Origin of the sequence: Streptomyces puniciscabiei (assembly GCF_006715785.1) — a bacterium.
Classification (GTDB): domain Bacteria; phylum Actinomycetota; class Actinomycetes; order Streptomycetales; family Streptomycetaceae; genus Streptomyces; species Streptomyces puniciscabiei.
On the sequence record NZ_VFNX01000001.1, the window covers coordinates 4,492,691 to 4,516,696 of the forward strand.

23 protein-coding genes are annotated in these 24,006 nt (G+C 70.3%); 1 reads left to right on the forward strand and 22 read right to left on the reverse strand.

The genetic code is table 11. From position 1 onward, the window contains the following. Positions 1-47: 47 nt before the first annotated feature. The gene (gene amcA / locus FB563_RS20840; RefSeq protein ID WP_055705393.1) at positions 48-239 is read right to left on the reverse strand and encodes a multiple cyclophane-containing RiPP AmcA; all 192 of its coding nucleotides are present in this window, start codon (positions 237-239) and stop codon (positions 48-50) included. Next, positions 236-1,387: a cyclophane-forming radical SAM peptide maturase AmcB gene (amcB, locus tag FB563_RS20845; protein WP_055705394.1), complete on the reverse strand. Its 1,152-nt coding sequence runs from the start codon at positions 1,385-1,387 to the stop codon at positions 236-238. Before amcB ends, amcA begins: the two co-directional genes overlap by 4 nt. A gap of 213 nt (positions 1,388-1,600) precedes the next feature. On the opposite strand from amcB, the gene FB563_RS20850 reads away from it, so the two are divergent. Further along, the gene (locus FB563_RS20850; protein ID WP_055705395.1) at positions 1,601-2,122 is read left to right on the forward strand and encodes an NUDIX hydrolase; all 522 of its coding nucleotides are present in this window, start codon (positions 1,601-1,603) and stop codon (positions 2,120-2,122) included. 8 nt (positions 2,123-2,130) lie between these two features. Here the strand turns inward: FB563_RS20850 and FB563_RS20855 are convergent, their stop codons facing one another. The 20 genes from FB563_RS20855 to FB563_RS20950 form a co-directional block, all read right to left on the reverse strand. Then, positions 2,131-3,585 (reverse strand): prenyltransferase/squalene oxidase repeat-containing protein, encoded by a 1,455-nt coding sequence (locus FB563_RS20855; RefSeq protein ID WP_055705396.1) that lies wholly within the window; start codon positions 3,583-3,585, stop codon positions 2,131-2,133. 272 nt (positions 3,586-3,857) lie between these two features. After that, complete coding sequence (locus FB563_RS20860) at positions 3,858-4,760, reverse strand: NUDIX domain-containing protein (RefSeq protein ID WP_244329029.1); 903 nt, start codon at positions 4,758-4,760, stop codon at positions 3,858-3,860. A 101-nt stretch (positions 4,761-4,861) separates the two neighbouring features. Continuing rightward, positions 4,862-6,352, reverse strand: coding sequence for an NUDIX domain-containing protein (locus tag FB563_RS20865; RefSeq protein ID WP_055705398.1), 1,491 nt, complete (start codon positions 6,350-6,352; stop codon positions 4,862-4,864). A 56-nt stretch (positions 6,353-6,408) separates the two neighbouring features. Beyond that, the gene (locus FB563_RS20870; RefSeq protein WP_055705399.1) at positions 6,409-7,548 is read right to left on the reverse strand and encodes an NUDIX hydrolase; all 1,140 of its coding nucleotides are present in this window, start codon (positions 7,546-7,548) and stop codon (positions 6,409-6,411) included. A 60-nt stretch (positions 7,549-7,608) separates the two neighbouring features. Beyond that, positions 7,609-9,549, reverse strand: coding sequence for an ATP-binding cassette domain-containing protein (locus FB563_RS20875; RefSeq protein ID WP_055705400.1), 1,941 nt, complete (start codon positions 9,547-9,549; stop codon positions 7,609-7,611). Between the two features lie 215 nt (positions 9,550-9,764). Then, complete coding sequence (locus tag FB563_RS20880; protein ID WP_055705401.1) at positions 9,765-10,895, reverse strand: hypothetical protein; 1,131 nt, start codon at positions 10,893-10,895, stop codon at positions 9,765-9,767. A gap of 4 nt (positions 10,896-10,899) precedes the next feature. Then, positions 10,900-12,945, reverse strand: coding sequence for a methyltransferase, FxLD system (fxlM, locus tag FB563_RS20885; RefSeq protein ID WP_055705402.1), 2,046 nt, complete (start codon positions 12,943-12,945; stop codon positions 10,900-10,902). Positions 12,946-12,976: 31 nt separating this feature from the next. Continuing rightward, positions 12,977-14,047 (reverse strand): lanthionine synthetase C family protein, encoded by a 1,071-nt coding sequence (locus FB563_RS20890; protein ID WP_055705403.1) that lies wholly within the window; start codon positions 14,045-14,047, stop codon positions 12,977-12,979. Next, positions 14,044-16,083 (reverse strand): lantibiotic dehydratase family protein, encoded by a 2,040-nt coding sequence (locus FB563_RS20895; protein ID WP_234357672.1) that lies wholly within the window; start codon positions 16,081-16,083, stop codon positions 14,044-14,046. The genes FB563_RS20890 and FB563_RS20895 overlap by 4 nt, the downstream gene beginning before the upstream one ends. A gap of 88 nt (positions 16,084-16,171) precedes the next feature. Beyond that, positions 16,172-16,357: an FxLD family lanthipeptide gene (locus FB563_RS20900; protein ID WP_055705404.1), complete on the reverse strand. Its 186-nt coding sequence runs from the start codon at positions 16,355-16,357 to the stop codon at positions 16,172-16,174. Between the two features lie 130 nt (positions 16,358-16,487). Beyond that, a complete protein-coding gene (locus tag FB563_RS20905; protein WP_055705405.1) occupies positions 16,488-16,955 on the reverse strand; it encodes a DUF6082 family protein in 468 nt (155 codons plus the stop codon). Positions 16,956-17,028: 73 nt separating this feature from the next. Continuing rightward, positions 17,029-17,592, reverse strand: a complete 564-nt coding sequence (locus FB563_RS20910; protein ID WP_055705406.1) for a DUF6624 domain-containing protein — start codon at positions 17,590-17,592, stop codon at positions 17,029-17,031. Continuing rightward, positions 17,589-18,152, reverse strand: a complete 564-nt coding sequence (locus FB563_RS20915) for a hypothetical protein (RefSeq protein WP_079048678.1) — start codon at positions 18,150-18,152, stop codon at positions 17,589-17,591. Before FB563_RS20915 ends, FB563_RS20910 begins: the two co-directional genes overlap by 4 nt. 80 nt (positions 18,153-18,232) lie before the next feature. Further along, a complete protein-coding gene (locus tag FB563_RS20920; protein WP_167528498.1) occupies positions 18,233-18,712 on the reverse strand; it encodes a helix-turn-helix domain-containing protein in 480 nt (159 codons plus the stop codon). A 140-nt stretch (positions 18,713-18,852) separates the two neighbouring features. Next, positions 18,853-20,106, reverse strand: a complete 1,254-nt coding sequence (locus FB563_RS20925) for an acyl-CoA dehydrogenase family protein (protein ID WP_055705408.1) — start codon at positions 20,104-20,106, stop codon at positions 18,853-18,855. Between the two features lie 83 nt (positions 20,107-20,189). Next, on the reverse strand, positions 20,190-20,831 hold the full coding sequence (locus FB563_RS20930) for a GAF domain-containing protein (protein ID WP_055705409.1): 642 nt from the start codon (positions 20,829-20,831) through the stop codon (positions 20,190-20,192). Next, positions 20,831-21,463, reverse strand: a complete 633-nt coding sequence (locus FB563_RS20935) for a GTP-binding protein (protein ID WP_055705410.1) — start codon at positions 21,461-21,463, stop codon at positions 20,831-20,833. Before FB563_RS20935 ends, FB563_RS20930 begins: the two co-directional genes overlap by 1 nt. Positions 21,464-21,473: 10 nt before the next feature. After that, positions 21,474-21,884 carry a DUF742 domain-containing protein gene (locus FB563_RS20940; protein ID WP_055705411.1) on the reverse strand — a complete coding sequence of 137 codons (411 nt, stop codon included), beginning with the start codon at positions 21,882-21,884 and terminating at the stop codon, positions 21,474-21,476. After that, the gene (locus FB563_RS20945) at positions 21,881-22,396 is read right to left on the reverse strand and encodes a roadblock/LC7 domain-containing protein (protein ID WP_055705412.1); all 516 of its coding nucleotides are present in this window, start codon (positions 22,394-22,396) and stop codon (positions 21,881-21,883) included. The genes FB563_RS20940 and FB563_RS20945 overlap by 4 nt, the downstream gene beginning before the upstream one ends. A 75-nt stretch (positions 22,397-22,471) precedes the next feature. Next, positions 22,472-23,989 (reverse strand): sensor histidine kinase, encoded by a 1,518-nt coding sequence (locus FB563_RS20950; protein WP_079048679.1) that lies wholly within the window; start codon positions 23,987-23,989, stop codon positions 22,472-22,474. Between the last annotated feature and the right edge of the window lie 17 nt (positions 23,990-24,006).

Genomic DNA, 24,006 nt, shown 5'->3' on the forward strand with positions numbered 1-24,006 from the left:
TCGCCGGTGCTGCTGGCACGCCCGGAGCGTGCCAGCAGCGGCGCGACCTACTTCTTCTTGTTCCAGTTATCCCAGGTCGGGCGGTTGTCGAAGGGAGCCGGGTTCTTCGCCCAGTTGTCCCACGTGGGCCGGTTGTCCCACGTCGCTTCAACGATCACCGGGGTCGGGACGTCGTGCGCGGCTATCAACTCCATCACGACGGGGGTGTCGGATGTGGCGAGTCGGTCCAGGATCTTCATGCAACAGCCTCCTTGGTTGCGAGCGTGGACAGGGCCGTGACCAGGGCCTGCCGGGAGACCCGGCAGTAGTTGGTCTCGGTGGTCGTAAGGTCGCCGTTCTCGAAGTAGCGGTTGGCGGCCTGGGCGCCGCGGCAGAAGTCGAAGAACTCGCATTCGGCCTGGCAGCGGTCCAGGCCGGTGAGAAAGTCGCGTACGTAGCGCAGCCGGTGGGCATCACGGAGGATCTCGGGCAGGGGGCGGTCGAGGATGTTGCCGGCCACGAAGTCGCCGTACTTGGGCGCCGCCGTGTCCGCGAGTTCCGGGGAGAGCAGGACCACGTCGCCCTTCCAGGAGATGGTGGGGATCGGGTCGAGGCGGCGCCCGTCCCACTCAGCTCTCTGGCCGGAACGGATCAGCTGGAGGTACTCGGCGAGGCGCTCGACTTCCCGGACCGCCGGGGCACCAGGGTGCTCGCGGGTCCAGGTCAGGGTGCGGCGCCAGAACTCCTCGGCCTGGACCGCGGTGGGCGGCTGCCGGTCGGTGTTGACCCCTTCGATCTCCTCGATGTTGAAGCCCACCGAATGGCCACCCAGAGAGGTGAGGAACTCCAGAAGCTCCTCCGGCATCGCGATGCCCAGGGTGCCGACCACCGAGATGACGGAGAACGGGATGCCGTGCTCGCGCAGCTGCGAGATTCCGCGCAGGATCCGGTCGAAGGCGGGCTTGCCTCGCAGGTCGACGCGCTCGGCGTTCAAGGCGGCCGGGCCGTCGATACTCACTCCGACGCGGACGTCGTACGCGGCCAGCAGGTCGCACCACGTCTCGGTGATCAGCGTCGCGTTGGTCTGCACATAGTGGTGGACTCGGCCCGCCCGCCGCAGGGCCTCGAACGGCGAGAGCAGGGCGGCGAACTTCTGCTGACCCACGGCGAGCGGCTCCCCGCCGTGCCAGACGATGCCGATCGGATGGCCGCTGTCGCCGAACTGGGCCACCGCCTGCGCCAGGGCCTCGGTCACTTCCGGGGGCATCTGGTGCTTGAGCTTACGAAACGGCAGGTAGCAGTACCGGCAGTCCAGATTGCACCAGGTCGTGGGCTGCACCACCACGGTCTGCGGGGGCGCGAACCGCTGCTGGTACCGGGCACGCCACAGGGAGGGGCGAGAGCGCATCGGGGTCCTCTCCTCAACGGACAGAGGGCAACGCCGGCCCGCGGTGGGTGCCGCGGAGCGGGATGCGACCACGATCCGTCCCGCGATGACGTGTACGCGATGACATCGCGCTGTCATTGCCGATGACATGTCATCGGCGCGGCGCTGACACTTCCCTGAAGTGGCTTCACCTGCACGGGAGTTCGAGAGGTTCCCTTGGGCTATCGTGGCGGGGTGCCTCGCTCGATTCTGATCCACGACGGCCAGACCGCCCGCGACATCGGTCTGGTGTACTGCTGCTCGGGCTACCTCGTCGAACGTGGCAAGGTGCTGCTTGTGCACCACAACCGCTTCGACAAATGGGTTCCGCCGGGCGGTCATATCGAGCCCGGGGAGTCCTTCGCGGGCACGGCGGTGCGCGAGTTCAAGGAGGAGACGGGGCTGCTGGTGGAGGCGATCTCCAGCCAGCCGGCCATCCACCCGGCCGACCACAACGCTACTCCTGAACCCGTGCCGTTCTATGTGGACACCGAGCGCGAAGGCTTCCCGACGCCGGCGCTGGTCCAGTTCTTCTACGTCCAGCGGCAGCCGGGCAGCCGGGAACAGGCCGTGGAGGCGCAGCTCGAAGAGGTGCACGGGGCCGCCTGGTTCGGTCTGGAGGACCTCGGCACCCTCAGGACCTTCGACCAGGTCCGTTCCCTGGCGCGGTTCGCCCTGCTGAACTACCCGGTGGCCGGGGAGCGCGCCCTGTCGTAGTCGGCGGGCTACCGCCCTGCGAGGCGATACCCGCTGGCCCCGTCCACCGTGCTGGCTAGCAGTAGCCGGGCCGGGGCGCCGCCGAAGGACGTGGAGACGGCCTGGTTGAGGCGCTGAACGTACTTGGGCACCGAGGACGGGGCGACGTAGAGCTTCGCCGCGATCCGCTCGGTCGCCATTCCGGCCTCGGGGGCGTCGTACACGACCTTCACCACGTCGAACAGGCGCTCCGACAGCTCACACGCCACGATTCCCTCGCTGTCGCGTGCCCCGAGGAGGACGGTCCGGCCAGGAGCGAGGGCGACATGGACGATGACCATCTCGGCCGACGCCTCGCTCGCGTCCTCGGAGGTGGTGGCGGCAAGGTTCATCCGGGCCAGACGCTGCATCGCTTCCTCGTAGGCCGACACCGTGTAGTACGCGGCCCTGATGGTGGCGCGCTTACCCGAGGCACCCGGCTCGTTCCACAGTCCCGCCTCCGGGTCCCACAGATCGTTCATCAACTTCCACGCCTTGGCGAGGCGGGGATCGCGCGGGCTCGCGCCAGCCCGGATGGCGGCCTGGGTGCACAGCGCGTACGCCATGTGCTCCCAGGCTGTGCCCTGCACGTCCTTGTCGTCCTCGACGAACTCCTCCCACCGGTGATGGTTGTGCAGCAGCCACTGGCCGGCCTCGACAACCACGTCGGACAGCCGCTTCCGCTGCACCGGGCCATGCACCCCGCCCGCCTCCCGCAGGACGTCCCGATAGGCGGGCTCGCCACCCGGCCCGGTGCCGGAGCAGACGGTCGACAACGCGAGCAGGCACAGCGCGGTCTTGCTCGGGCTCGGATCGGTGTCGACGTACGTACGCCACCCCCACGCCCCGCTGGGGCGCCGGTGGTAGAGCAGGCCGCGCACTCCGTGGTCGATCAGCGGTTCGACGCGCTCCAGCAGGCTGCCTGTCTCCACCCCGCCGGGTAAGAGGAGCCCAGGGCCGAAGTCATGGAGGGCATCTCTGAGCTCGGCGAGCCGGTGCACCACCAAGGCGGTCTGGTGCAGCGACGTGTCGTCGAGTCCGAGGACTTCGGGCCAGCCGTGGTCGACCTGGTGGTCCTCCAGCCAGCCGACGCACCAGGCCGCGGACTCTGCGACGCGGTTGTGGTGGAAGAAACGAGGGTGGGACAACAGTCCGGCCAGGCCGAAGGCGATGAACCGGGTGTGCTCACCACGACCACCTTTGGGCCGGGGCCGCGAGTGCTCCGGGATGGCGCCGGTGAGGAAGTCGAGGCCCTGGCGAACCGGCTGTCCGGCGATGCCGGCGGCCCGCAGAATCGGCAGGACCTCGCTGGTGTTGACGATCGACGAGACCGAGGTCAGGGTGAGGCCCCACCCGCCGTCGTACCCCTGGTTGTGCAGCAGCGTCCGGGCAGCCTCGCCAGCTCGGGTCTCGAACGCCGCGAGCCCCAAGTGCGCACTCTTCATGATTCGCCTCCGCCGCCAAACGCCCCGGACCGCCGGTCGGACCGTACCCAACTCATGTACTGCCGACGCGCGTTCAGGATCGAGACGCTACGGCGCATGGTCACGAAGCCGTTCGTGTTCCAGCATGCCCAGGACGTATGGCCAGCAGGCGAGACCCTGCGGGGATGGGCGGCGTGTAGGCGCGGGCCAGTTGACGCTGGCCGTAGACCTTCCAGGCTTGGGTCTTCATGTCCTCGACGGGCAAGATGCCTCCTGGAGGGCGTGCTGCGGGTTCAGGTGTGCGTGATGAGGTAGGCGGGGCCCTCGCCACGACGGGCTCGTTCGATGGCATCGAGACGGGCGAAGGCCCGCGGCGCCATCAGCTCCTGCCAGGTGGCGAGGTCGTGGACGGCCCACATGTCGTGTTCGGCGGGATCGAGTCGGATCCGGCCGAGCTGGGCTGCGGTCAGCTGCCCACCGTCGAAGATGAGACCCACCTTGTTCAGCGGCAGGCGGGGCCCAGCGTGCAGAAAGTGCGTCAGGAGCAACCGGGGTGTACCCAGCCCGAGTTCAAGGCCGGTCTCTTCGACCCCTTCGCGCCGGGCGGTCTGGAGCGGGTCCTCTCCTTGGGCGTCCAGGTTGCCGCCCGGGAACTGCCAGAGCCGCGAGCCGTAGACCGAACGCAACTGGACAGGCCGGTCGTGCTCGTCACGGATGTACAGGCACCCGTACACCGTGTGGTGGGGAACGGTCTGTGCGTACTGCGTGGGCGTCATCGGCATCGGGCGGCCCGGACGCGCAGGGCGATGGTCGAATTCGAGGGCGAGGACGCTGAGCGCTTCCTTGGCCGGCGGGTAGATGCTCCGGAGGTTGGCGAGCAGTTCTCCGGGAGGCCCGTCCGGGTCGATGCGCGTATTGTCCTCCGCGCCCAACAGATCCTCAAAGGAGGGGTATCGGGTGATCCGCTGCACGATGACGTCGAGTTCCCTGCCGGTGTCCCGGTCGTGGAAGACGACCGTGTCGCCGACTGCGACAGCGAGCTTCTGTGGGGTGGCTACCCTCACTTCGACCGTCTTACGGCCTGCCTCCACTTGACGGTAGTACTGCGGGAGCAGGTGCATGTGGTGCTCTTGCCGTTCATCTCCTGCCGCCGGACTCGGGACGGCCGAGATCGCCTGTTGGGTGTCGTCGGGCACGCGTGTCTCCGATCGCTGCTGTGGCTGGTCGGTTGCGGTCTGTGGCCCGTGGAAGACGAACCGGGGTCGCTGCGCGGCGGAGTCTTCGGGCGTGGCCGTGCTTATGCCCATCCCGTTTCGGAGCAGAGGCGGCCGGCGCGGATGCCCTCGATGACCACCCGCGTGTAGGGGACGAGGTCTTCGGGGAGTGCCGCCGGGTCCCAGAATGTCCACTGGGTGCACTTGTCCGGCTCGCGCAGTTCGGGTTCGCCGGTCCAGGTCCGGGCGCGGAAGAACAGGCCCATGCGGGGCTGGTCCCCGGCATTGTCGATGTGGTGGACGACGTGGACGAGTTCGACGTCCTGCGGCTCGATCTGCAGACCGGCCTCCTCTCTGGCCTCCCTGATCAGGCACGTGATCGCGCTCTCCTGCTCGCAGTGGCCGGCCAGGACGTGCCAGGTGGAGGGCGCGAACGCGGAGTCGGGGTGGCGCAGCCCGAGCAGCACCGTTCCGTCGGGACGCTCCAGGTAGAGGTGGACGCCGATGACGTTGAGGACCGTGCCGTGCGGGGAGGCCGGGCCGCGCTCATCGTCCGAGGCGGTCCCGGTCTGCGACGCGGTGCAGGAAGCGCCGGCCGGACGGCTGGCGGCGTGGCGTCGTACGAGGGCGCTGGTGGTGGGCGCGATGCGTAGGCGGTGGAGGTCGTCGGGGGCGAACCAGGCCAGCATCACCCCTTCGGTCAGGTGGAGTTCGCGGGGATCGCCGTTCCAGCGACCGGCGTAGATGGCGATGGGCACGGTCGCGCCGACGTCGTCGGTTGCTTCCTCGATGCCGAACGGGGTCAGGTCGGCGATGTGGAGGCCAGCTTCCTCGTCCAGCTCGCGCCGCACGGTGTGTTCCAGGGTGGCATCCTGGGGCTCTCGGCCGCCGCCCAGCAGTGACCACATGCCCGGCTCCCAGATCTGGCCGGGGAAGTAGTCGCGCAGATGGAGCAGGTACTCACCTCGGTCGTTGTAGATCAGAGCTGAGGCGTTGGCGGTCTCCGGTTCGACGCCGGGCGTGAGCTTGAGCAGCTTCTCGCGCAGAGAGGACGAGTACACCCTGTCCACGGGCCGCCACTCGATGCCACCGACTTCTTCTTCCTGCAGCACTACCGGCACCTCTGTCGCCGTGTGCAGGCGGAAGAGGAAGCGCAGGTCGAAGTGCTGGTGCCCGGGTTCGCCTTTGCTCGGGCGGGCGTCGATGTCGTGGATGTCGATGTCGAACGGCACGGTCTCGTATCCGGGCCACGGTGCCACGGCCTGGGCTGAGATCCCGGTCTCCTCGTGCAGCTCCCGAAGGGCTGTCCCTGCCAGGGACTCGTCTTCGGGCTCGGCGTGCCCGCCTGGCGGGAGTACCTTCCCGCTTGCCAGGTGAAGCACGTGCAGGACGCGGCCGAGCTGGTCGACGACGATGGCACCGCAGGTGACGTGCCCGGAAAAGGTGGAGCGACTGGCGATGCTGGTGGGCCGCTTGAGGGCTTCCAGGAGGCCGCCGAGTTGCGGTCGCTCGTGAGGGTGACGAGCGAGGTAGGTCTCGACGGTGGTACGGATGTGGTCGTGCGACAGCGGCATGGATGTACCTCAGAGAGCGCAGAGCGGAACGAGTCGAGGCGGGGTGGTCCTTCGTGTCAGCTCAGCCGCATCCCCTCCACAGGGACTTCCTCGATCCTGGTGCGGCCAGCGGTGGGCAGGGCCCAGCGCTCCCGGGCGGTTTCAGCGGCGAGTCGCGCTTGCCGCTCCCCTGGCGGCCCCCATCCCAGAAGGGCAGCTGCCTGGACGGGGGAGACGAGCAGGCGGGCGAAGGGGTGGCCGGTGGCAGGGTCGACGGCCGCCGGCCCGATGGCGGTGACCCGGGCGGCCAGGCGGAGCCGGGCGTTGGGCCCCACTCCGCCGTAGACCTCGCCGGTCTCGTCCAGCACCCATCCCAGTCGCACCGGGTCGGTCAGAGTCAGCTGCGCTTCCTCGGCGGCTTCGCGGTGGAGGGTGTCCTCGGGCGTCGTGTCGGTCTTCTCCACGGTTCCGCCGGGCAGCATTGGCAGCGCGCCCCGGGGACCGGGGTCGGAGACGAGGACGACCCGGCCGTCGGGGACGAAGCACCACGCCCAGGCTTGCTGCACGGGGAGCCGCTCGGGGACAGCGGCACGGTTGAGAGGGCTGTCCCACAGGGGCCGGTGGCAGACGTGGACGTCATGGCGATCCAGCGCCGGGACGTCGAGGATGTGCCGGCCGTCGGCGAGGTGGGCGGTGGCGGTGTTCCCGAGCCGGGCACGGTAGGCAGCGAGCATGATCTGCCCGTCGACAGGGCGCAGCCGTTGCACCGCGTCCCGGGTCTCGAAGAAGGCGAACTCGGACAGCTCCTCGCGCGGCAGGCGGATCGCCTCCACCTGGTCGGGGGTGAGGGATCCGCCGTCGAAGACGTATCGGATCTCTCCGGGACAGGGCATGCCGGGCTGGCTGTCGGGGTGGTGCGGCGAGAGGGAGTGGACGGCGAGCACGCCCGACAGGGGCAGGTCCGGCAGGCCCAGTTCCTCGGTGATCTCGCGCCGGCAGGCGACGTGCGGGTGTTCGCCGCGTTCGACGACTCCTCCGGGCAGCAGCCACCGGTCGTCCTCGCGGTAGGTGGGGTGAACGAGCAGGACGCGGCCGACCTGGTCAGTGACGAGCGCGGCGGCGCCGGCCCACACTGCGTGCCGGGACGCGGCGTGCTGCCCTGCGGACAGGGTGGCACGCGGTGCACCGTGATCCGAAGGTGAGAGGGGAGAGGTCACGAGACTCTGCCTTTCAGAACGGTGGGCGGACGTGTATGCGGCGCGGCCGGGGAGTGGTGATCAGGGTGTGCCGCCGCTCATCCGGCGCTGCAGCTCCCACAAGGACTGGAAGAGCCCCGGCTCCTGGGTGAGCTGGTCGTAGGTGCCCTCCTGGACGATCCGTCCCTCGTCCAGGACCACGATCCGGTCGGCGACGGCCACATTGGTGAGCCGGTGCGTGATCAGCAGAATGGCGCGGTCCTTGGCCAGTTCGCGCAGCCCGGAGAAGATTCGGTGCTCCGCCCGTGCGTCGAGGGCGGCCGTGGGTTCGTCCATCACCAACAGCGCCGCCTGCCGGTGGAACGCGCGGGTGAGGACGAGGCGCTGCCACTGTCCGCCGGAGAGTTGCTGGCCGCCGAACCACTCGCTGGTCAGGAGGGTGTTCAGGCCGGAGCGGAGGTTGGGCAGCATCTCCGCGGCGCCGGAAGCCTCGCATGCGGCGAGCAGCGCCGCGTCGCTGGTGTCGCCCTGTCCGAAGGTGATGTTGTCGCGCATGGTCAGCGGCAGATACGTGAACTTCTGCGGCACTAGAGCGACGTGCTCCCACGACCTCCACGGGTCTAGGTCCGCCGTGGAAGCGTGATCCCAGGCCACGTCACCCTCGGTGGGCAGCAACAGTCCGCACAGCAGGCGGGAGAGGGTCGTCTTGCCGGAGCCGTTCTCTCCGACCAGCGCCACGATCTCGCCGCGGCGCACGTGGAGGGAGACGCCGCTCAGGCTGTCCTTCGGGGCGCCGTCGTAGCGGTAGGTGACGTCGCGGACCTCGAAACGTTCCGGGGCTGCGGTCAGGGACGCGGTGCCGCGGGAGTCGGTCATCGCCTGGCCGTGGGCGTTGTCGAGGAAGTTCTGCCAGTCCTGGACGTACCAGCCGGTGCGCACCAGGCGGGCCCCGCCGTTGATGATGCCGCGCACTGAGCCGGTGGCCGTCTGGAGGGCGAAGACTGCGCCGCCTCCGGCCGCCAGGCTCATGCGGCCGGAGGCCAGGAGCCACAGCAGTGCTGCCCACACGGCGGTCGAGGCGATCCCGCCCGCGACGGCTCCGGCCAGTCCCATCCAGGCGCCGGTGTTGGCGGCCTTGCGTTCGGCCGCGTTGACCGAGGCGGCCAGCTTCCGATACCGGCCGATCAGGAAGGGGCCGGCCAGGCAGGCTCGCATCTCCTCGCTGGACTCCATGTAGGCCATGTGCCATCGCAGTTTGCCCAGCATCCGGCGCCGCCCGGAGGTCTCCAGGCTGGCGAGGTAGATCACGCGGGCGGACCGGACGTAGGCGGCGGCCTGCGGCAGGCATGCGAGGAAGAGGAGGGGGAGGAGCAGCGGGTGCAAGACGGTCAGGACGGCTGCGCCGGCCGCGAGCGTCGCGGTCGCCGCGAGGACGTCCTGTGCTTCTTCCACGAGGTCGGGGGTGACCTGGGCGCCGCGGTCGGCGATGTCGTAGGCGTCGTTGTAACCGGGCTTGTTGTTGGCGGCCAGTTCCGCTCCGAGCGCGGCCTCGACCATCGTCAGCTCCGCTGCCCGGCCGAGCACCGGGCGTAGACGCCCGGTCAGCCAGACGACGGTGATGCCCAGCAGCGCGCGCAGGCCGGTGGTGGCGGCGATGACGCTCAGTTGCGGAGCGGCGCCCCACAGCCGCTCGGTGATGTCGCCCGAGGAGATCAGTGCGGTGATCGTGCCCGTGACGGCCAGGAGGCCGAGGGCCGCGAGGACGCCTGTCCCGATCTGGCACACCAGCAGTCCGATGGTCGCGCCGCGGTCCACCCGCCAGGCCATCTGCACCGAGCGCCGTACGAGCGAGGGTAGACGCCGTGCCATGGTGCGGGAGGTCAGCAGCGACCCTGCCTTGAGCCGTGACTCGTCGCGGTAGAGGTATTCCTCCTCTCGAACATCGGCCCCATGCGGTGAGTCGTCCTGGGAGGTGCCCTTCGATGGTTGTGGCGGCTGATCCTGTGTGATGGCCGAGGTCATCGTTCCCCCTTGGACGGTCGCTGCGGCAGAGTCGTGAGGTCTAACGACATGGCAGCGATATCGAACACACGTCATTCGGTCGTGCTGGGAAGCCCGCTCTTGCCTGCGTGAGGAGACCTAGCGAGCCCGTGATCCCTGGGCTGGCGGGGAGTGGCTCCGGGCCGGAAATGGCCGAAACGCCGACACCGCCCGCGCGACGAGGGCGCTACGGCATGTCATCCCGGGCGGCGCCCCGCCTGGCTCAGAGCGGGCGCGGTCCGCAGCAGTCTTTCCAGCTCTGTCTCGGCGTGGACGACTGCGCCCGTCAGTGCCTCGCGGTGGTGGGTGTGCAGGACGCCGCCCAGTCCCGCAGCCGCGATCACCGCGCTGAGAGCGTCTGCCGAGTCGGCGCTCAGGGCGGATGCGGCGAGGGGATGGTGCAGTACGTCGCGTGCCGCGTAGGCGTCGAGTTGGGCGACGTCGACGAGGGCGTCGAGTATCGGGGCTGCGTGCCGCCCGGTGGAATCCAGTTCCAGGGCAGACAGGCCCGTCCGGGTCTGGAAGGCGGCGGTCGACGGTTCGGGGCGGGCAAGGATCAGGGTGGCTTCGTGCAGGGTGCGGTCGAGGTCGGCTTCGGCGACGGGTGTGTTCGTGGGACGGCAGTGGGCGTGCAGGAGGAGGGCGATGGCTCTCTCCCAGGGCTCCGTTGGCTGGGTGGTGTCGATCAGGTCGCGGGCTTGCTGGTCGAGGCCCTGTTCCATCAGGGCCATGATCTTGATCTGGCGGCCGTCGAGGAGCCGGTTGCCGATGCCGCGGTGCTGGGCCATGGCTTCGGCCGCTTCGGTCCACCGGCCGATGCGGGCGAGGGCGCGGGCGCCGTCCACGAGCAGCGTGACCCACAGCTCCTGGCACACGGTGCGGTGGTCCTCGTCCGTGCCGGTCAGAGTGGACAGGTCGACGGTGCGTCCGTCGATCTCGGTCTTCTCCCGCTGCCGCGCGGCGTGGTTGAGGCGGACGAGCAGGTCGTAGGCGGCCTCACCCTGGCCGTCGCGGGTCAGCAGCCGGGAGAGGTTGACCAGCGGCATCAGCGACATGACCGCGATCGGTCCGCTCAAGCGTCCGGCGTCAGCGAAGACCTGGTGCTGGCGCCAGCACAGGTCGGCGGCCAGGTGAGGCAGGCCGACGTCGGAGGCGATGAGCGCGGCGTAGTTGAGGACCCCGCAGGCGCGGGCCACCAGGTCGTGGTGGCTCGCACCTGCGGGCACGACGGTCAGCCCGGTGAGGTGGTTGATGCGCTCCTCCAAGGGGAGCGCGGGCGCCTTGGTGCGGCGGACCAGAGGGATGCGGCTGGCTATCGCGGGAAGCATCGGCTCAGCCCGTGCGCTCCCAGTCGACAACGAGTCGGCTGTACGGCTTGTCGACGACAAAGCGCGGATCATCGGCCGTGAGCCGGTCGCGGCAGTCGGCGACTGCCATCCGGAAGCCCGGCTCCGGGGCGTCGTTGCCACCGCTCGCGTCCCAGGCGCGGATCTCGTTCACGACACGCTCGGCGAGGTCGGCGCCGCCCTCACCGTGGCCGATCACCCCGACCTCCCAGTACCGGCCCTTCTCATCCTCACCCTCACGGACGGTCAGGTATGCGAGCGACCCGGCGTCGAGGGCAGCCATGGAGCCCCACCCGAAGTGCGGGGTAAAGCCGGGGCGGGCACCGGGCATGCGGGACAGGCCGTTGGGCAGCACGCAGGCCAGGTACAGGTACAGCCACTCCCACGGGGAGCCCTGCCGGAACTTCACCCCGGTGTAGGTCTTGGTCTGCTGCTGGTCGAGGACGGAGCGGAGCGCGTCGCGGTCGACGTCCTGCTCGCTGAATGTCTCCAGGCGCACGTTGCCCTCGCCGGCCATCGGTACGAGGGTGTACACGTCATCGCAGATGCCCTTGCGCAGCGGGATGAAGGTGCACATCTCGCAGGAGACGGTCTTCCACGTCTCGCCGTCGCGTTCGAAAGCGAAGGAGCGGGAGATGCTGCCGCGGATGCGCATCGGCAGGACCAGGCGTCCGCCGGGGGCGAGCTGGTCGAGGATCTTCACGGGGACGTCGCCGGCGCCGACGGTGAAGATGATCCGGTCGTAGGGGGCGTGCTCGGGCAGCCCGGCCGCGCCGTCGGCCATCACCGCGGTGGTGTTGTCGATCCCGGCCTGGGAGAGGTTCTTGTTCGCGCCGGCGACGAGGTCCTGGTCGACGTCGAGGGTCCACACCTGTCCGCCGGGCGAGACGATCTTGCCGAGGAGGGCGGCGTTGTAGCCGGTGGCGGCTCCGGCTTCCAGGACCTTGTGGCCGGGCTTGGCGTCGAGCTGTTCGAGTTGGGTGGCGACGATGGACGGCGCGGAGATGCAGGAGATCATCTCTCCGTGCTCGTCGTGCTTGATCGGGACCGCGTCCTCCTTGTACGCGGCGTCCAGGTCAACGCCGGGCAGGAAGGCGTGGCGGTCGGTGGTGCGGAAGGCGTCGATGGCAGCCTGGCTGCGCAGATGGCCGCTGTCGACGAGTCGCTGGACGAGTGCTTCGCGCAGCTGGCTAGGTTCGGTTACGGGTGCCACTGTGGTCTCCATTCGTGGGAGGCTAGGGTCTGCGGAGGCGGACTTGCGGGTAGACACGTCAGCGCCTTCTCCAGTGGAGAAGGCGACGTGACGGCCAAGCCACGCGGTGGCGGCCTGCACATCGGCAGGCACGCCCGCGCGGTTGAACGCGAAGATCGCGTGATGGGCGATGACGCCTCGGATTCCGCGTATCAGTCGGCCGTCGAGGGCGAGCTGGCGCAGGCGTCGGCCGGCGTCCTCGAACGCGGTGACACGCTCGGCCCAGCCCGCTTCCGCGTTTGGACGCAGTGCCGCGTCCGCGTTCATCAGCCGCCGCATCGCGGAGACGGCTCTCTCCAGTGCGGGCCCCTGGGGCGGGGTAACGGGGGGCCGCAGGGCGGCCCATCGGGCCCATACGTCTCCGGCCTCGAACGGGTCCAGTCCCGCATCGCGGATCATGGCGGAGAGCAGCATCACGCTGCGCTCACGGGCGCCGGGGGTGCCGGTTTCGGCGAGCGCGGCCGGGCTGTCGGCGCAGAACACGTCGTGTGCGACTTCCATGCCTTCGGGGCCGCCGAAGGCATGCGTCTCCGGCTCGTAGATGCCGCCCACCCAGCCGGTGATGACCTTCTCGGCGACGAGTTGGTCGAGCAGGTCGGTGACGGGTTGTTCGGTGCGCAGGCGCACGCCGGCGTCCTTGCGCAGGAAGTGGAAGCGGTGCCCGGCCAGCGCGGTCGCCAGGGCCTGGGCGGCGGGCGCGTGTTGGTCGGGAAAGGCCACGGAAGCGTGCCACCAGGACGTGTCCGAGGGGATAGGCAGGTTCTCGTCGTCGAAGGTCATGGAGGGAACTCCTTGTGAGGCGGCGGCGAGGTCAGGTGAGCAGGAGGGCGCGGGACCAGCCGGTGGTATCGGTGGCGTTCAGGGCGAGTTGGGCGCCGGCGCGGCCTTCCATGAATCCGGGTTTGGGCAGGTGCTCCCAGTCGGCGGCCAGCCGTCGGTGCAGGTCCTGGATGATGGGTGTGAAGCGTGCGGGTGCGGGGCTGTCGGCGGCGACTGCGCGGGTGAGGGTGAGCAGGCCGGCCCAGCCGTGGCAGAGGGTCGAGTCGGTGATGCGGGCGAGCCGCAGTGGGTCGGTCAGGATGGCCTCGACGGTGTCCTCGGCCGCTTGGCGCCGTGCGGGGTCGCCGAGGGCGAGCGCGGCGAGCTGCTGCGCGCGGGCGATGCCGGGCCGGCCGTAGCACCAGGACTGACGGGCCGGTTCCGCCGCGGGCGGCTGGTCGGCGTCCAGATGTGCTGCGGTGGACCAGTAGTGGGTGCCGTGCCGGTCGAGCCAGGTGGCGAATGTGCCGACGGCCTCCTCCTGGCCGGGGACCCTGACTCCGGCGCGCAGGGCGAGAGAGAGCACGGCCAAGGGCCCCGCGATGCCGTGGGCCATGCCGTTGTTGCCGTGTCCGCCGATCATCTCCTTCCCGTCGGGGCCGACCGGCGACCACCACCCGGGCAGGATCCGGCCGTAACTGCGGGCGGGGTGTGCGAGCGCGATGAGACAGGCGAGCACGTCGGGCAGCCGGGGCGCCATCGGGCGGCGGGACAGCAGCAGTGTGGCGAGCCCGGTCAGACCGCGGATGAGGTCCCATTCGGCGAGGTGGGGCAGAGCGCCGGCCGCCTGACGGCGGTGGGCGGCGGCGAGCCGGGCGTCCACGACGCGGTCGACGGCCGCGCGGACGTCGTCGCCGGCCCCGTGGGCGCGGGCCAGGACGAATTCCAGGGCGGGTGCTCCGTGGAAGAGGCTGGCGTTGCTGCCGGTGCTGACGCCCCGGACGGTGGCCTGGGTGAGGTGGCGGCGGGCGGTGGACAGGTCACGGCGCTCGATGTCGAGCAGGGCCATCCCCAGGGCGCCCTCGGACAGGTCCTGCGTACGGGGCACGGTGGTCGTGGTCATGAGCGCCTGGCCAGGGGGACAACGATGCTGTGCGCCCGGCCGCCGATCCACCCGTCGGCGTCCGGCGGAGGCGCGTCGTGCAGAGTGGCGATGCCGAAGGGGCTGGCATCGAGGTGCGCGCGCAGGACGTCCAGGTCGACGTCGCGGGTGAGGTCGAGGGGCAGCTGCTGGTCGTCTTCCGCGAGAAGGATCCGCTCCGGAACCCGGAACCGGGCACGCCAGGCATGGAGTTGGTCCGCCCACTGCTGGAGCGGGGCGGTGCGGGCAGGCAGCGTACGGCTGCGGATCTTCCACCGTGCGGCGGTGAGGATGGTGCGCCGGTAGGTGAGTGCCGGGGTGAAGGGCAGGGTCCAGGCGGCGCCCCAGTCGAACCAGGTCACCTGCGGGGACGCGGCCCGGCTGATCTCGCCGAGGAAGCGGGCCATCGGCGGGGTGTAGTTGTTCCACAGGAAGTTGATGGCGGTGGGGGCCAGCAGCTCCAGTCGCTTGCCCGTCGCGGACTCCACCAGCTGGGGGCGGCCGTCGGCGACGGTGACCGCCAGGTCGCGGGGGAAGAGGACGTTCGGGTCTGGACGGCGGAACTCGCCGATGCTGACGACGCGGGGCAGGGCCTGCGGCGCACGGGTGAGCAGGTCGGCCGGCACACGCCCGGCGTGGAACGAGAGCTGCGCGAGTTCCGCCTCCGGATCGACGGTGGGCAGATGCGCGTACGTCGCCTCCGTGTCCGGCAGGAGGTGCCAGAACCGTCCGGTCATGGACCCGGCCGAGCGGGAGACGGTCAGAACGCGCAGCCGGAAGTCGCCCCGGTCCAGGGCCGGAACGGAGGAGGCGTGGACCTGTGCGGCCAGTTCGAGGTGGGGGGCCAGGTCGTGAGGCTTGTCGCCGGCCACTGCTTCCAGTTCCTCGATCAACGCCCCGGTCAGCGCGACGGTGCAGCTGCCTTCGGCGGCGGCGGTGCCGGCCAGCTCCAGCAGCAGGCGGTCACGCCGGGACATCGGCCGGGGCGGTTCGCTCGCCGTGACGAACCCTGCCGGGAAGCCCACGCCCCGGTCGGGGTCTGTTGCCGCTTCCACAGGCACCGTGGTGTTCTCGCCGTAGCGCTCGGCGAACTGCTCGATCCACCGCCGCCAGGTCGGTGTCCCGTTCGGATGGGTGACCAGGCGGGCCAGGATGGTCGCAGCGGTCTCCGCTTCGGTCAGCACCTGCTCGGGCAGCCGCACGTCGGCGTCCAGCCGCAGGTCGTACGCTGCCCGCAGGCTGGCTGCTTGGGTGCGCCCCGCGGGCGGTAAGACGTCGGTGGGGTTGGCGATGGTGGCGGGCGCGCGCAGCGAGGAGCGCAGCAGCCGCACCCGCAGCAGTTCGCCCAGCAGTCGGTGGCGTGCCGTGTCGCTCACGGCGGGGAACTCCGCGGCCAACTTGTCGGACAACTGGCGGTACCCGATCGGCGATCGGGCCAGGTCGAGTACGAGACGCAGCGCGGGGCTGAGGGCGAGACGGAACTCGGCATCGCCCTCGGACGGCACGTGGATGTGCTGGTCGCGCTGACGGATCAGGGTGTTGACGCAGACCTCGGCGCCGGCCATGCGCGCAGCGTCGCTCTCCCAGGCACTGAGCATCTCGTCGAGTCTGACCGGGTCGGGGCGGGTGACCGCCTGGTGCTCCTCGCCGAAGCGGACGGATGCGGCCTGGGCGAAGCCGAGTGGAGCGACTCCGGCGAACAGGCCGTAAGGGGTGGAGCGGCGGGCGTAGCGGATTGCGTAACGGGCGGTGGCCAGCGCTGCCCGGCGCATCCGGCGCACCTTCGGTGTGCGGCCGTCGATGATGGCCTGCACCTGGTCCGCCAGGTGAGGGCTCGCCTGCGAAACGGTCCGCCGATAGTCGGAGTCGGACCACACCGTGCTCAGCCACGCGCGCCACTCTTCCACGGGCGCCATGGCCGCCGGCCAGGGCGGCATGGCGGGCTCGGTCACATGCACCGCGGCGCGCAGCATGGCCTGCCCCGCGCCCTCGTACAGGCTGGGCCGTTGCCGTGTCATCAGCGCTCTCCTCATCTTCTGCGTGACGGGCGGGGGCGGGCCGGACGGGGAGAGCCCCGTCCGGCCCGCGCTGCCGGGGTGGCCCGGCTTACGAGGTGGTGCAGGCGCTGGGGCAGGAGCTGCCGCAGGTGTCGCCCGTGCTGCACATCAGGACCGTCTCGGTCGCCGGCGTGCCCTCGATGAAGGTGATGTCGAGCCCGAACGGGTCGTCATCGGTCGTCACGAGGTCCGCCTGCGGGGGAGCGGTCGGCCTCTCGGCCTGGATGGCGGTCATGCATGCCTCCTAGGGGTGATGGATGGTGCAGGTACCGGGTCCCGGTCGGGCCCCGGAGCTTGCTCCCAGACGGCGATGGCCGGCGAAGCCGCCTGAGCCGTGGCGTCTGGGGGTCGGAGTGTGATGCCCGTCAGGCTGCTGCGGGCTGCGCCTGCGCGTGGTTCTTCGCGGCCTGGTCCAGCACCCTGGTGAAGTGCTCGGCCCGCTCGTCGCCCTCGGCCTCCTGGGCACGGAGGTCGCCGAACCGGTGCCAGTACCGCCGGCAGACCTCGGTGCTCATGACCACCGAGGCGAAGAACGGCAGATGCCCGTCACGGATGAAGCCGAGGCGGTCGCGCAGGCTGAGCGCGCAGATGAGCTGGTTGGCCTTCAGCAGCTGCATGTACTCCTCGACGTCCATGTCCTCGGGCTTCCACAGCTTGGCGAGGTCGGCGTTGGTGGACATCTGCGCCAGCCAGTCGAGCTGGTTCCGGGCAACGACCGCCTCGTTCCGCTCGGCCTGGTGCCGCGCGTCCTGCCTGAGCCGGGCTGCTCCGATCACGGCGGTGGTGAGGGAGACAGCGGCGCCGGCAGCGAGGACGGCGGTGGTGAGCTTCATGTGCCAACGTTCCTTTCGTTGAACGGCGTTGTGGACGAGCGCCCGACTGATGACGAGCCTTGATTCCGCTTCTTCATGCCGCCTCCGCCAGCACGCCAGTCCGGGCGTGATCCGACGCGTAGCGGCGATGCACCGATTTCAAGGCGACGGCGATGGGAGGGAGCCCGACGCTGGCCCTTCGCTCGTCCAGCGTTTCCGGGGCGCGCAGCGGGCAAAGTTCGATACCGCCGACGCGCAGCAGGAGTTGCGTTCCATACTCCTGCTCGAGCCCGCTGTTGATCAGGGCTCGGTCGTACAGGTGCGCCCAGTGCTGGATGAGCGCATCGCCGGCCTGTACCGCCCGCTCCAGCAGGGTGGTGGCAGCGCGCTGGAAGTCCGGTTCGTCGTCGCTGTGCAGCGCGATGCTCCAAGCGGCGCGGGCGGCTGCGGGGCCGACGAGTTGGTGGCCGGGCCAGTCGTGCTCGGCCAGGATGCGGCGCAGCACCTTGGTGTTGGCGTGGTCGGCGTGCCGGCCTCGTCCGAGTTGGACGGCATCGAGCTGGTTGCGCACTCGTCGGGCCCGGTGCGCGGCCGACTCGGCTGCGCGGGCGATCAGCTCGCGGGCAAGGTCGGGTCGTTGGGTTTCGGTGGTCGTCACGCGCTGCCCCGATCGTCCGGGGCTGCCTGTGGCTCATGGACGCGGCAGCCGATCAGTGCGCTCAGCCCGGACCGGCGCTCGGCGGCGAGTTCGAGGCGGGCGACTCGGTCACCCGCTCGTCCCGTGCCGGAACCCCGTACATCCCAGCCCATGTCGGTGAGCCGACGCAGAAGGGCGGCGACGGGTTCGGCGTCGAGGGCGTGGCGGGCCAGTGCCTCGGCCCGGACGAGCGGGAGGCCGAGACGGGCGGCGAAGTCGGAGGCCCACAGGGTGATCAGCCGTGTGATGTCGTCGGACTGGTCGGGCAGGGTGTGGACAGAGTTCAGGTAGAGGCACGGGCCCTCGCCCCATCCGACGCCGGGGTCGCGCTCGGGGACCATGCAGGCCAGCAGCTTTCCGTCCTCGAACAGCCCGGCTGGCCTCGTCTGCGGGTCGCGGAAGAGTGCCGGGACGTCGGCTTGGGCGGGAACCGGCAGTCCGCGCATGGTGAGCCAGCGCTGGCGGTCCTGGACGAGGGCGGCAGCTTCCTCTCGCTCGGCGTCCGCGCGTAACGAGCGCACCTCGTATACGGCGGCCAGCGGGGCCGGGGCGAATGATGCAGTCGGTCGCTCCTCGCGGACCGGGTGAGTTGGGGGCCTACTCACTGGCTTGCTCCGCTCCGCGCTGCGGGGGCTTGTTCTGCCGACAGCAGCTTCCAGCCGTGAGCCAGAATCACCAGTTGGGTGGTGTCCTGTGCGCCAGTGTCGGCGAGAAGCTGATCGAGCGCGGCGCGCAGGTCGGCCGGGGCGAGCTTGGCGGCGACGGCGATGTCGCGGGCGTCGCTGTGCTCAGCGAGGGCGCGGAGCAACAGCAGCTGCTCCGGGCTGAGCTTCGGCGTCGGCCTGTCCGCCGTGGGAGAGGCCACCTGCTGGAGAGCGAACAAGCGGTGCACGAGCACCGGGGGCTTGCAGCGGGGCGGGCAGTGGAGGCTCTCGCGGATGTCGCGGACGTATTGGCGGACGGTAACGGCCGACAGCCCGGTCTTCGTGGCGATCTCTGGGGGCGTGAGGCCGTTCGCGAGGTGCTGGGCGACGCGCTGCAGGGTCGGCGTCAGGGGGGTGATCGGTGCTCTGGTCGTCACGGGCGGAGTCACTGTGTCTCTTTCTCGGCTGGGATGGACGGTCACCGGGAGGGGTGCCGCCGGTCCCCGCGGGGGACGGGGGCCGGCGGCAAGGGCCCGTGCGCGGCGGTTTGGATTCACGGGGTGCCGCGCACGGGGGCTCATGCGGCGGTCGGGTCGGGGCGTGCCCAGGCGGCTTCGGCGGCGAGGCGTTCGGACCACTGGATGTGGTCCTCGTCGAAGGCGGCGTCGGCCAGGCGTATGCGCTGGACCTCGCCGGTTCCGGCGGGCGGATAGGTGTGCTGGATGTCGCGCCACAGACGTTGGAGGACGTAGGCGCGGTCGAGGGCGTGGGCGCCATGCAGTTCCATGGCGTCCTGGGCGGACTGCACGGCCCACTGGTGGCCGAGGTACTTGGAGTTGATCAGGTCGGCGTCGCAGGGCAGGCCCTGGTCGAGGAGGTGCACGGACTGGTAGGCGAGTATCCGGGCTGCGCGCAGGCGGGCCTCCATGCCGCCGATGCGGTCCCGTAGTACGGGAAGGTCCGAAAGGGCGCCTCGGTAGCGGGGACGGGTCTTGAGACGGGCAGTGGTGGTGGCCACGACCGTTTCGTGGATGCCGAGGCTGACGGCGGCCAGGTTGGGGCGGCCGTACAGGATGCTGCTGCTCTGGGCCACGGCCAGCCCCTGGCCGATCTCTCCGACTACGTTGTCCTCAGGAACACGCACGTGGTCGAGGTCGAGTTGGCCGGCGGAGAAGCCGTGCAGACCGAGGCCGGGGCGGTGGTCGGAGACGGAGAGCCCGCGGCGGTCGGCTTCGACCATGAACGCGGTCAGTGCCTGGGAGGTACTCACGCCTGCCTCGGCGGTTCGGGCAACGACGAGGTGGGCTCCCGCCAGGTGGCTGTTGCCAATATGGATCTTGCTGCCGGTGATCACCCACTCGCTGCCGGCGCGTTCGGCGGTGGTTTCGATGCCGCCGATGTGTCCGCCGGCTTGCGGTTCGGTGACAGCGATCGACAGCAGCAGGGAACCGTCCGCGACTCGGGGAAGCCAGCGGCCCTTCTGCTCGTAGGTGGCGAAGTGCAGTAGGGCGCCGACGGGGATCAGGGTGGCCTGCAGGATGGCGGCGGCAGCCGCCGAGACGCAGGCGATGCGGTGGACCAGGATGGTCTTGGCCACATGTCCGGCACTCAGCCCGCCGAAGGCGGACGGGACGGTGACGGCGAACCAGCCCCGTGCGGCCATCAGGTCGGCGACCTTGCTCTCCACCCTGCCCGGAGCGGCCTCCATACGCGCGACGCGCGGCGCGACATGCTCGGCCGCGAAGGCGTCCGCCTCGTCCCACAGCAGTTCGTGGCGGGCGATGAGGTAGGGGCGCAGCGCCGGCGGCGGCGTAGTGGGTGTGGCGGACATGGTCTCCCTCTCCCTGGGTGAAGATCGCAACGCGGAGCGGCCGGGGATCGCCTACGGCTCCCGGGTGGGGGGTGTGGACCGGCCTAGCGGACGGGGGCGCGGGCGATGTGATCCATCACCTGGGTGCCGGCGTTGATGACGATGTCCCTGAGCCGGCGGGCCTCGCTCAGGGGGCGCTTCTCAGGGTCGATGACGCACACCGTGCCCAGCACGGTGCCGCTGTCGTGGATGAGCGGGGCGCCGAAGTAGGAGCGGATCCCGACGGCGTCGACCACGTGGTTGCTGCTGAAGCGGGGGGAGGCATGCACGTCGTGCAGCGGGAGGGCCTTCTTGCGGGCCATGACCTCTGGGCACCAGCCGTGGTCTCGGCTCATGGTGCGGCCGACGATGACGTACCCGCTGTCCGCCGGCGGTTGGTGCAGTCCGACGAAGGTCTGCTCCTCCAGGAAGATGTTGACGAATCCGTACAGGAAGCCGGCCCGCGTCGCCATGTCGCGGGCCAGCTCGTCGAAGTCCTCGCTGGCAGCGGTGGGCACGCCCAGGCGGTCGAGCAGCTCGTACCGCTGCGCCAGTTCGGTCGCCTGCTGGGACTGCGGGCCGGTGACGGCGGCGCCGGCCGGGACGGACGGCCCATGGGTGAGGTCCCGCATGCTGCGTCGCGGCAGCGACCGTGCGGGCGGGGCGGTCTGCGGCACGAGGTGGGTGTCGTTGGGCTGATGTGACATCAGGCGTCCTGGAGGGTGGAAGTGGGTGCCGGGTGAACGGGGCCCGCCGATGCGTTCCTCAGGGCGTGGCCAACGAGGGTCAGCAGGACGCCGGCGACTTGGTTCGGGTCGCGTGCGTCGCAGGTGACCACCGGCACCGAGGCGGGCAGTTCGAGGGCGGTGCGGACCTCTTCGGGGTGGTAGCGGTGTGCTCCGTCGAACTGGTTGATGGCGACGACGAAGGGCAGGCCGATGTCTTCGAAGAAGCTGACGGGGGTGAAGCTGCTTTCCAGGCGGCGGGTGTCGACCAGGACGACCGCACCGACGGCTCCGCGGGAGAGGTCGTACCAGAGGTCGACGAACCGGTCCTGGCCCGGCGTGCCGAACAGGAAGAGTTCCAGGGGCACGGGCGCGTCGGGCAGGCTGAGACGACCGAAGTCGAAGGCGACCGTGGTGGTCTGTTTGGCCTCGACGCCCGCCAGGCTGTCCACGCCCGCGCTGGCCTCGGTCAGGTACTCCTCCGTGCTCAGCGGCCTGATCTCGCTGACAGCGCCCACAGCGGTGGTCTTGCCCGCGCCGAAACCACCGGCGATCACCACCTTCAGTACGGCCGGTGCACCGGTATGCGAGTGTGCCGGAGTCCGCAGGAGCATCGCGGACGGGTCATCCGGCCTGGGGATAGGCGATGGCATCGGCAAACTTCCTCTTCAGGCCCACAGACAGGGCCGCAAGCAGTTGGGAGGAGGGACGTGCATCCGCATCCGTGTCGGACGCGTCATAAGCAGCGGTGACGGCGATGACCAGGGCGCCGGCGTCCAAAAGATCTGAAATGAGGATCTTGACGGCGGTGACGGGGCGGCCGAGTCGTCCCGCCAGCTCGGTCACCGAACGCCGGTGCTCGCGGCACAGGGCGAGGATCTGTACGCATTCCTCAGCCCGGCCCGGGCCGGGCCGCCCGAGCCCGGCATCCAGCACGGTGTCCAGGCCGAGCAGGTGCCGTGGCCGGGTGCGACCGCGCGTCAGGGTGTAGGTCCGCACGAACGTCGAATCCTCGGCCCCGCTGCTACGGCTCACCGGACCTCATCGCCCGTGCCGACGCGGACGGGGATCTGCATATAGGGGGCGAACTTCTGCACCAGGCGCCCCATCTCGAATCCGACGGTGCCGGCATCGGCGTCCATGGCCGTGATCACCGCGAGGACCGTGTCCACCACACCGCGTTCGCTGCCGGGATGGCCCTCGAAGGCCGCGCTGCGACCGGCGCTCTGGACGAAGAACAGACAGTCGTCTCGCTCGATGACGACCTGCCTCGCCGGCCTCTTCTTGTGGGTGGGACCGGTGATGTTCGCCGCGAGCGAGGCCACTCCGGCGAGCGCGGCGGACAGTTCGTCCGCCCAGTCCTTGTCGACGTCGCTGTCCAGCAGCCGCAGCCCGTCCCGCGACAGCAGCACGGCGTGCGTGACGCCGGGGGTCTCGGAGGCGAACTGCCGCAGCAGCCAGGCCATGTTCTCCCGCTGACCGCTTGCCGTCGCCTCGGACGCGGGCGCGAGGCCAGGCATGTTGTTCATCTCGGGGTGGGTACTCATAGGGATCGCTCCATAAGGGGGGAAGGGCCAGCGGACGCAAATCCGGGCCACCGGGAACGCGCAAGGGGGCGGTGATCAGGACTTGGGCTGCTCAGCCGAAGCGGGAGCAGGACCGGCGGTTCCGCCGGCCGCTATGCCGTGGCGGAAGGCGGCTGCCAACCCGGGCGTCGCCGCGGTAGCAGGGACGTGGTCCCGCTCGTGTGCTGGGCGGAACGAACCGGCCTGACGGGTACGCCTGGGAAGCGCGGGCGCGCCGGCCGAGGGAGCCGTCTGTTCTGCTCCGGATGTTCCGGTGGTCGCAGGTGTGACCTGGCCTGCCCTCGATGGTCCAGCCGTGGCCGCGCCAACCTGCTGCGGCGGGGCCGCCAGGAGGCGGGTTCCCTCGCGTGTGGCGTCCGCGCCACCGACGGCAGGAATCGCTACGAGGAGCCGTGCCGGAATCACGACTAGGGCGGTGGTGCCTCCTGTCACGTTCTCCTGCAAGACGACGGAGAGCCCGTGCGTCTGGGCGATCTTCGCGGCGACCAGCAAGCCGAGCTGTCCCCCACGCACCTGGCCACTGACGTCGACCTCGTCCGGAGCCCTGAGCAGGCGGTTCAGCTGCGCGCGCGTCTGCGGATGCATGGGGATGGCCCGGTCCTCGACCTCGACCGCCAGCCCGTTCGCCACCCGCTGCGCACGCACCATCACCTTCGTGGCCGGATCGGAACACTCACAGGCGTTCTCGATCAGCTCCGCCAACAGGTGCGTCAGGTCCGGGCCCACATGTCCCGGCAGACCGAGCTCAGCACCGACGGAACCGGCCGCGACCGCCACACGCGGATACTGCACCACTTCGGAGACCGCTCCGCGCAGCGCGGTCGTGATCGGAACGGGCCGGCGCACGCTGCGCAGGGACTGCCCGCCCAGCACCGCCGTGCTCTCCACGTGACGACGCATCCGCGTGACCAGGTGGTCGATGTCGAAGATTTTCGACAGCAGCTCCGGGTCGTCGGTCAGCATCTCCAGCTCACTCAGGGCCTGAAGAGCTCTGCTGACCAGGGCGTGCTCCCGCATGGCCAGGCGGCGCAGGACTTCCAGAATGACGACGGACTGGGACTCGTCGTGGACGCGTATCAGCGACGCGATGGCCTGGACTTGGAGTCCGCTCAAAGCGTGGTCGATCTCTGCGGTCGCGCTGGCCGACTGCGGCGTCTGCCTGTCCGGCAAGGGCGGGCGTGTTCCTCGGCACAGCTCCTCGGCCGACCACTGCACCGATTTCTCGACGGCCGCCGCAGCACCCGTGAGCCGTGTCAGTTCCGCCGCCCACGCTCCCTGCGCCGCGACCTGCACCGCCTCTGCGGCCGTACGGATTGCCCGGGCAGTTAGCAGCGCGACCGCGATCAGCCCACAGATTAGGCCGGCCGCAAGCCAACCGAAAGCCACCGCGGACGTCGCCCAGACGGTGATGGCGGCCCCCGCCACTGCCGAGAGAAGCAGCAAGGGCAATGCCACGGCGCGGCGGACACAGTGCACCGTGAAGGTGTCGATCCGTGGAGGCCGCCGTCGGCGACCGGTAGCGGCCGGCCGTGTCGGGAAGGCGCTGTCAGGCATGAGAATCCTCGTCAGTG

Excerpts from the sequence above, each read along its gene's own strand:
- amcA (WP_055705393.1), bottom strand. The coding sequence starts at position 239 with ATGAAGATCCTGGACCGACTCGCCACATCCGACACCCCCGTCGTGATG.
- amcB (WP_055705394.1), bottom strand. The coding sequence starts at position 1,387 with ATGCGCTCTCGCCCCTCCCTGTGGCGTGCCCGGTACCAGCAGCGGTTC.
- FB563_RS20855 (WP_055705396.1), bottom strand. The coding sequence starts at position 3,585 with ATGAAGAGTGCGCACTTGGGGCTCGCGGCGTTCGAGACCCGAGCTGGC.
- FB563_RS20865 (WP_055705398.1), bottom strand. The coding sequence starts at position 6,352 with ATGCCGCTGTCGCACGACCACATCCGTACCACCGTCGAGACCTACCTC.
- FB563_RS20875 (WP_055705400.1), bottom strand. The coding sequence starts at position 9,549 with ATGACCTCGGCCATCACACAGGATCAGCCGCCACAACCATCGAAGGGC.
- FB563_RS20880 (WP_055705401.1), bottom strand. The coding sequence starts at position 10,895 with ATGCTTCCCGCGATAGCCAGCCGCATCCCTCTGGTCCGCCGCACCAAG.
- fxlM (WP_055705402.1), bottom strand. The coding sequence starts at position 12,945 with ATGACCTTCGACGACGAGAACCTGCCTATCCCCTCGGACACGTCCTGG.
- FB563_RS20890 (WP_055705403.1), bottom strand. The coding sequence starts at position 14,047 with ATGACCACGACCACCGTGCCCCGTACGCAGGACCTGTCCGAGGGCGCC.
- FB563_RS20895 (WP_234357672.1), bottom strand. The coding sequence starts at position 16,083 with ATGACACGGCAACGGCCCAGCCTGTACGAGGGCGCGGGGCAGGCCATG.
- FB563_RS20900 (WP_055705404.1), bottom strand. The coding sequence starts at position 16,357 with ATGACCGCCATCCAGGCCGAGAGGCCGACCGCTCCCCCGCAGGCGGAC.
- FB563_RS20905 (WP_055705405.1), bottom strand. The coding sequence starts at position 16,955 with ATGAAGCTCACCACCGCCGTCCTCGCTGCCGGCGCCGCTGTCTCCCTC.
- FB563_RS20925 (WP_055705408.1), bottom strand. The coding sequence starts at position 20,106 with ATGTCCGCCACACCCACTACGCCGCCGCCGGCGCTGCGCCCCTACCTC.
- FB563_RS20930 (WP_055705409.1), bottom strand. The coding sequence starts at position 20,831 with ATGTCACATCAGCCCAACGACACCCACCTCGTGCCGCAGACCGCCCCG.
- FB563_RS20935 (WP_055705410.1), bottom strand. The coding sequence starts at position 21,463 with ATGCTCCTGCGGACTCCGGCACACTCGCATACCGGTGCACCGGCCGTA.
- FB563_RS20945 (WP_055705412.1), bottom strand. The coding sequence starts at position 22,396 with ATGAGTACCCACCCCGAGATGAACAACATGCCTGGCCTCGCGCCCGCG.
- FB563_RS20950 (WP_079048679.1), bottom strand. The coding sequence starts at position 23,989 with ATGCCTGACAGCGCCTTCCCGACACGGCCGGCCGCTACCGGTCGCCGA.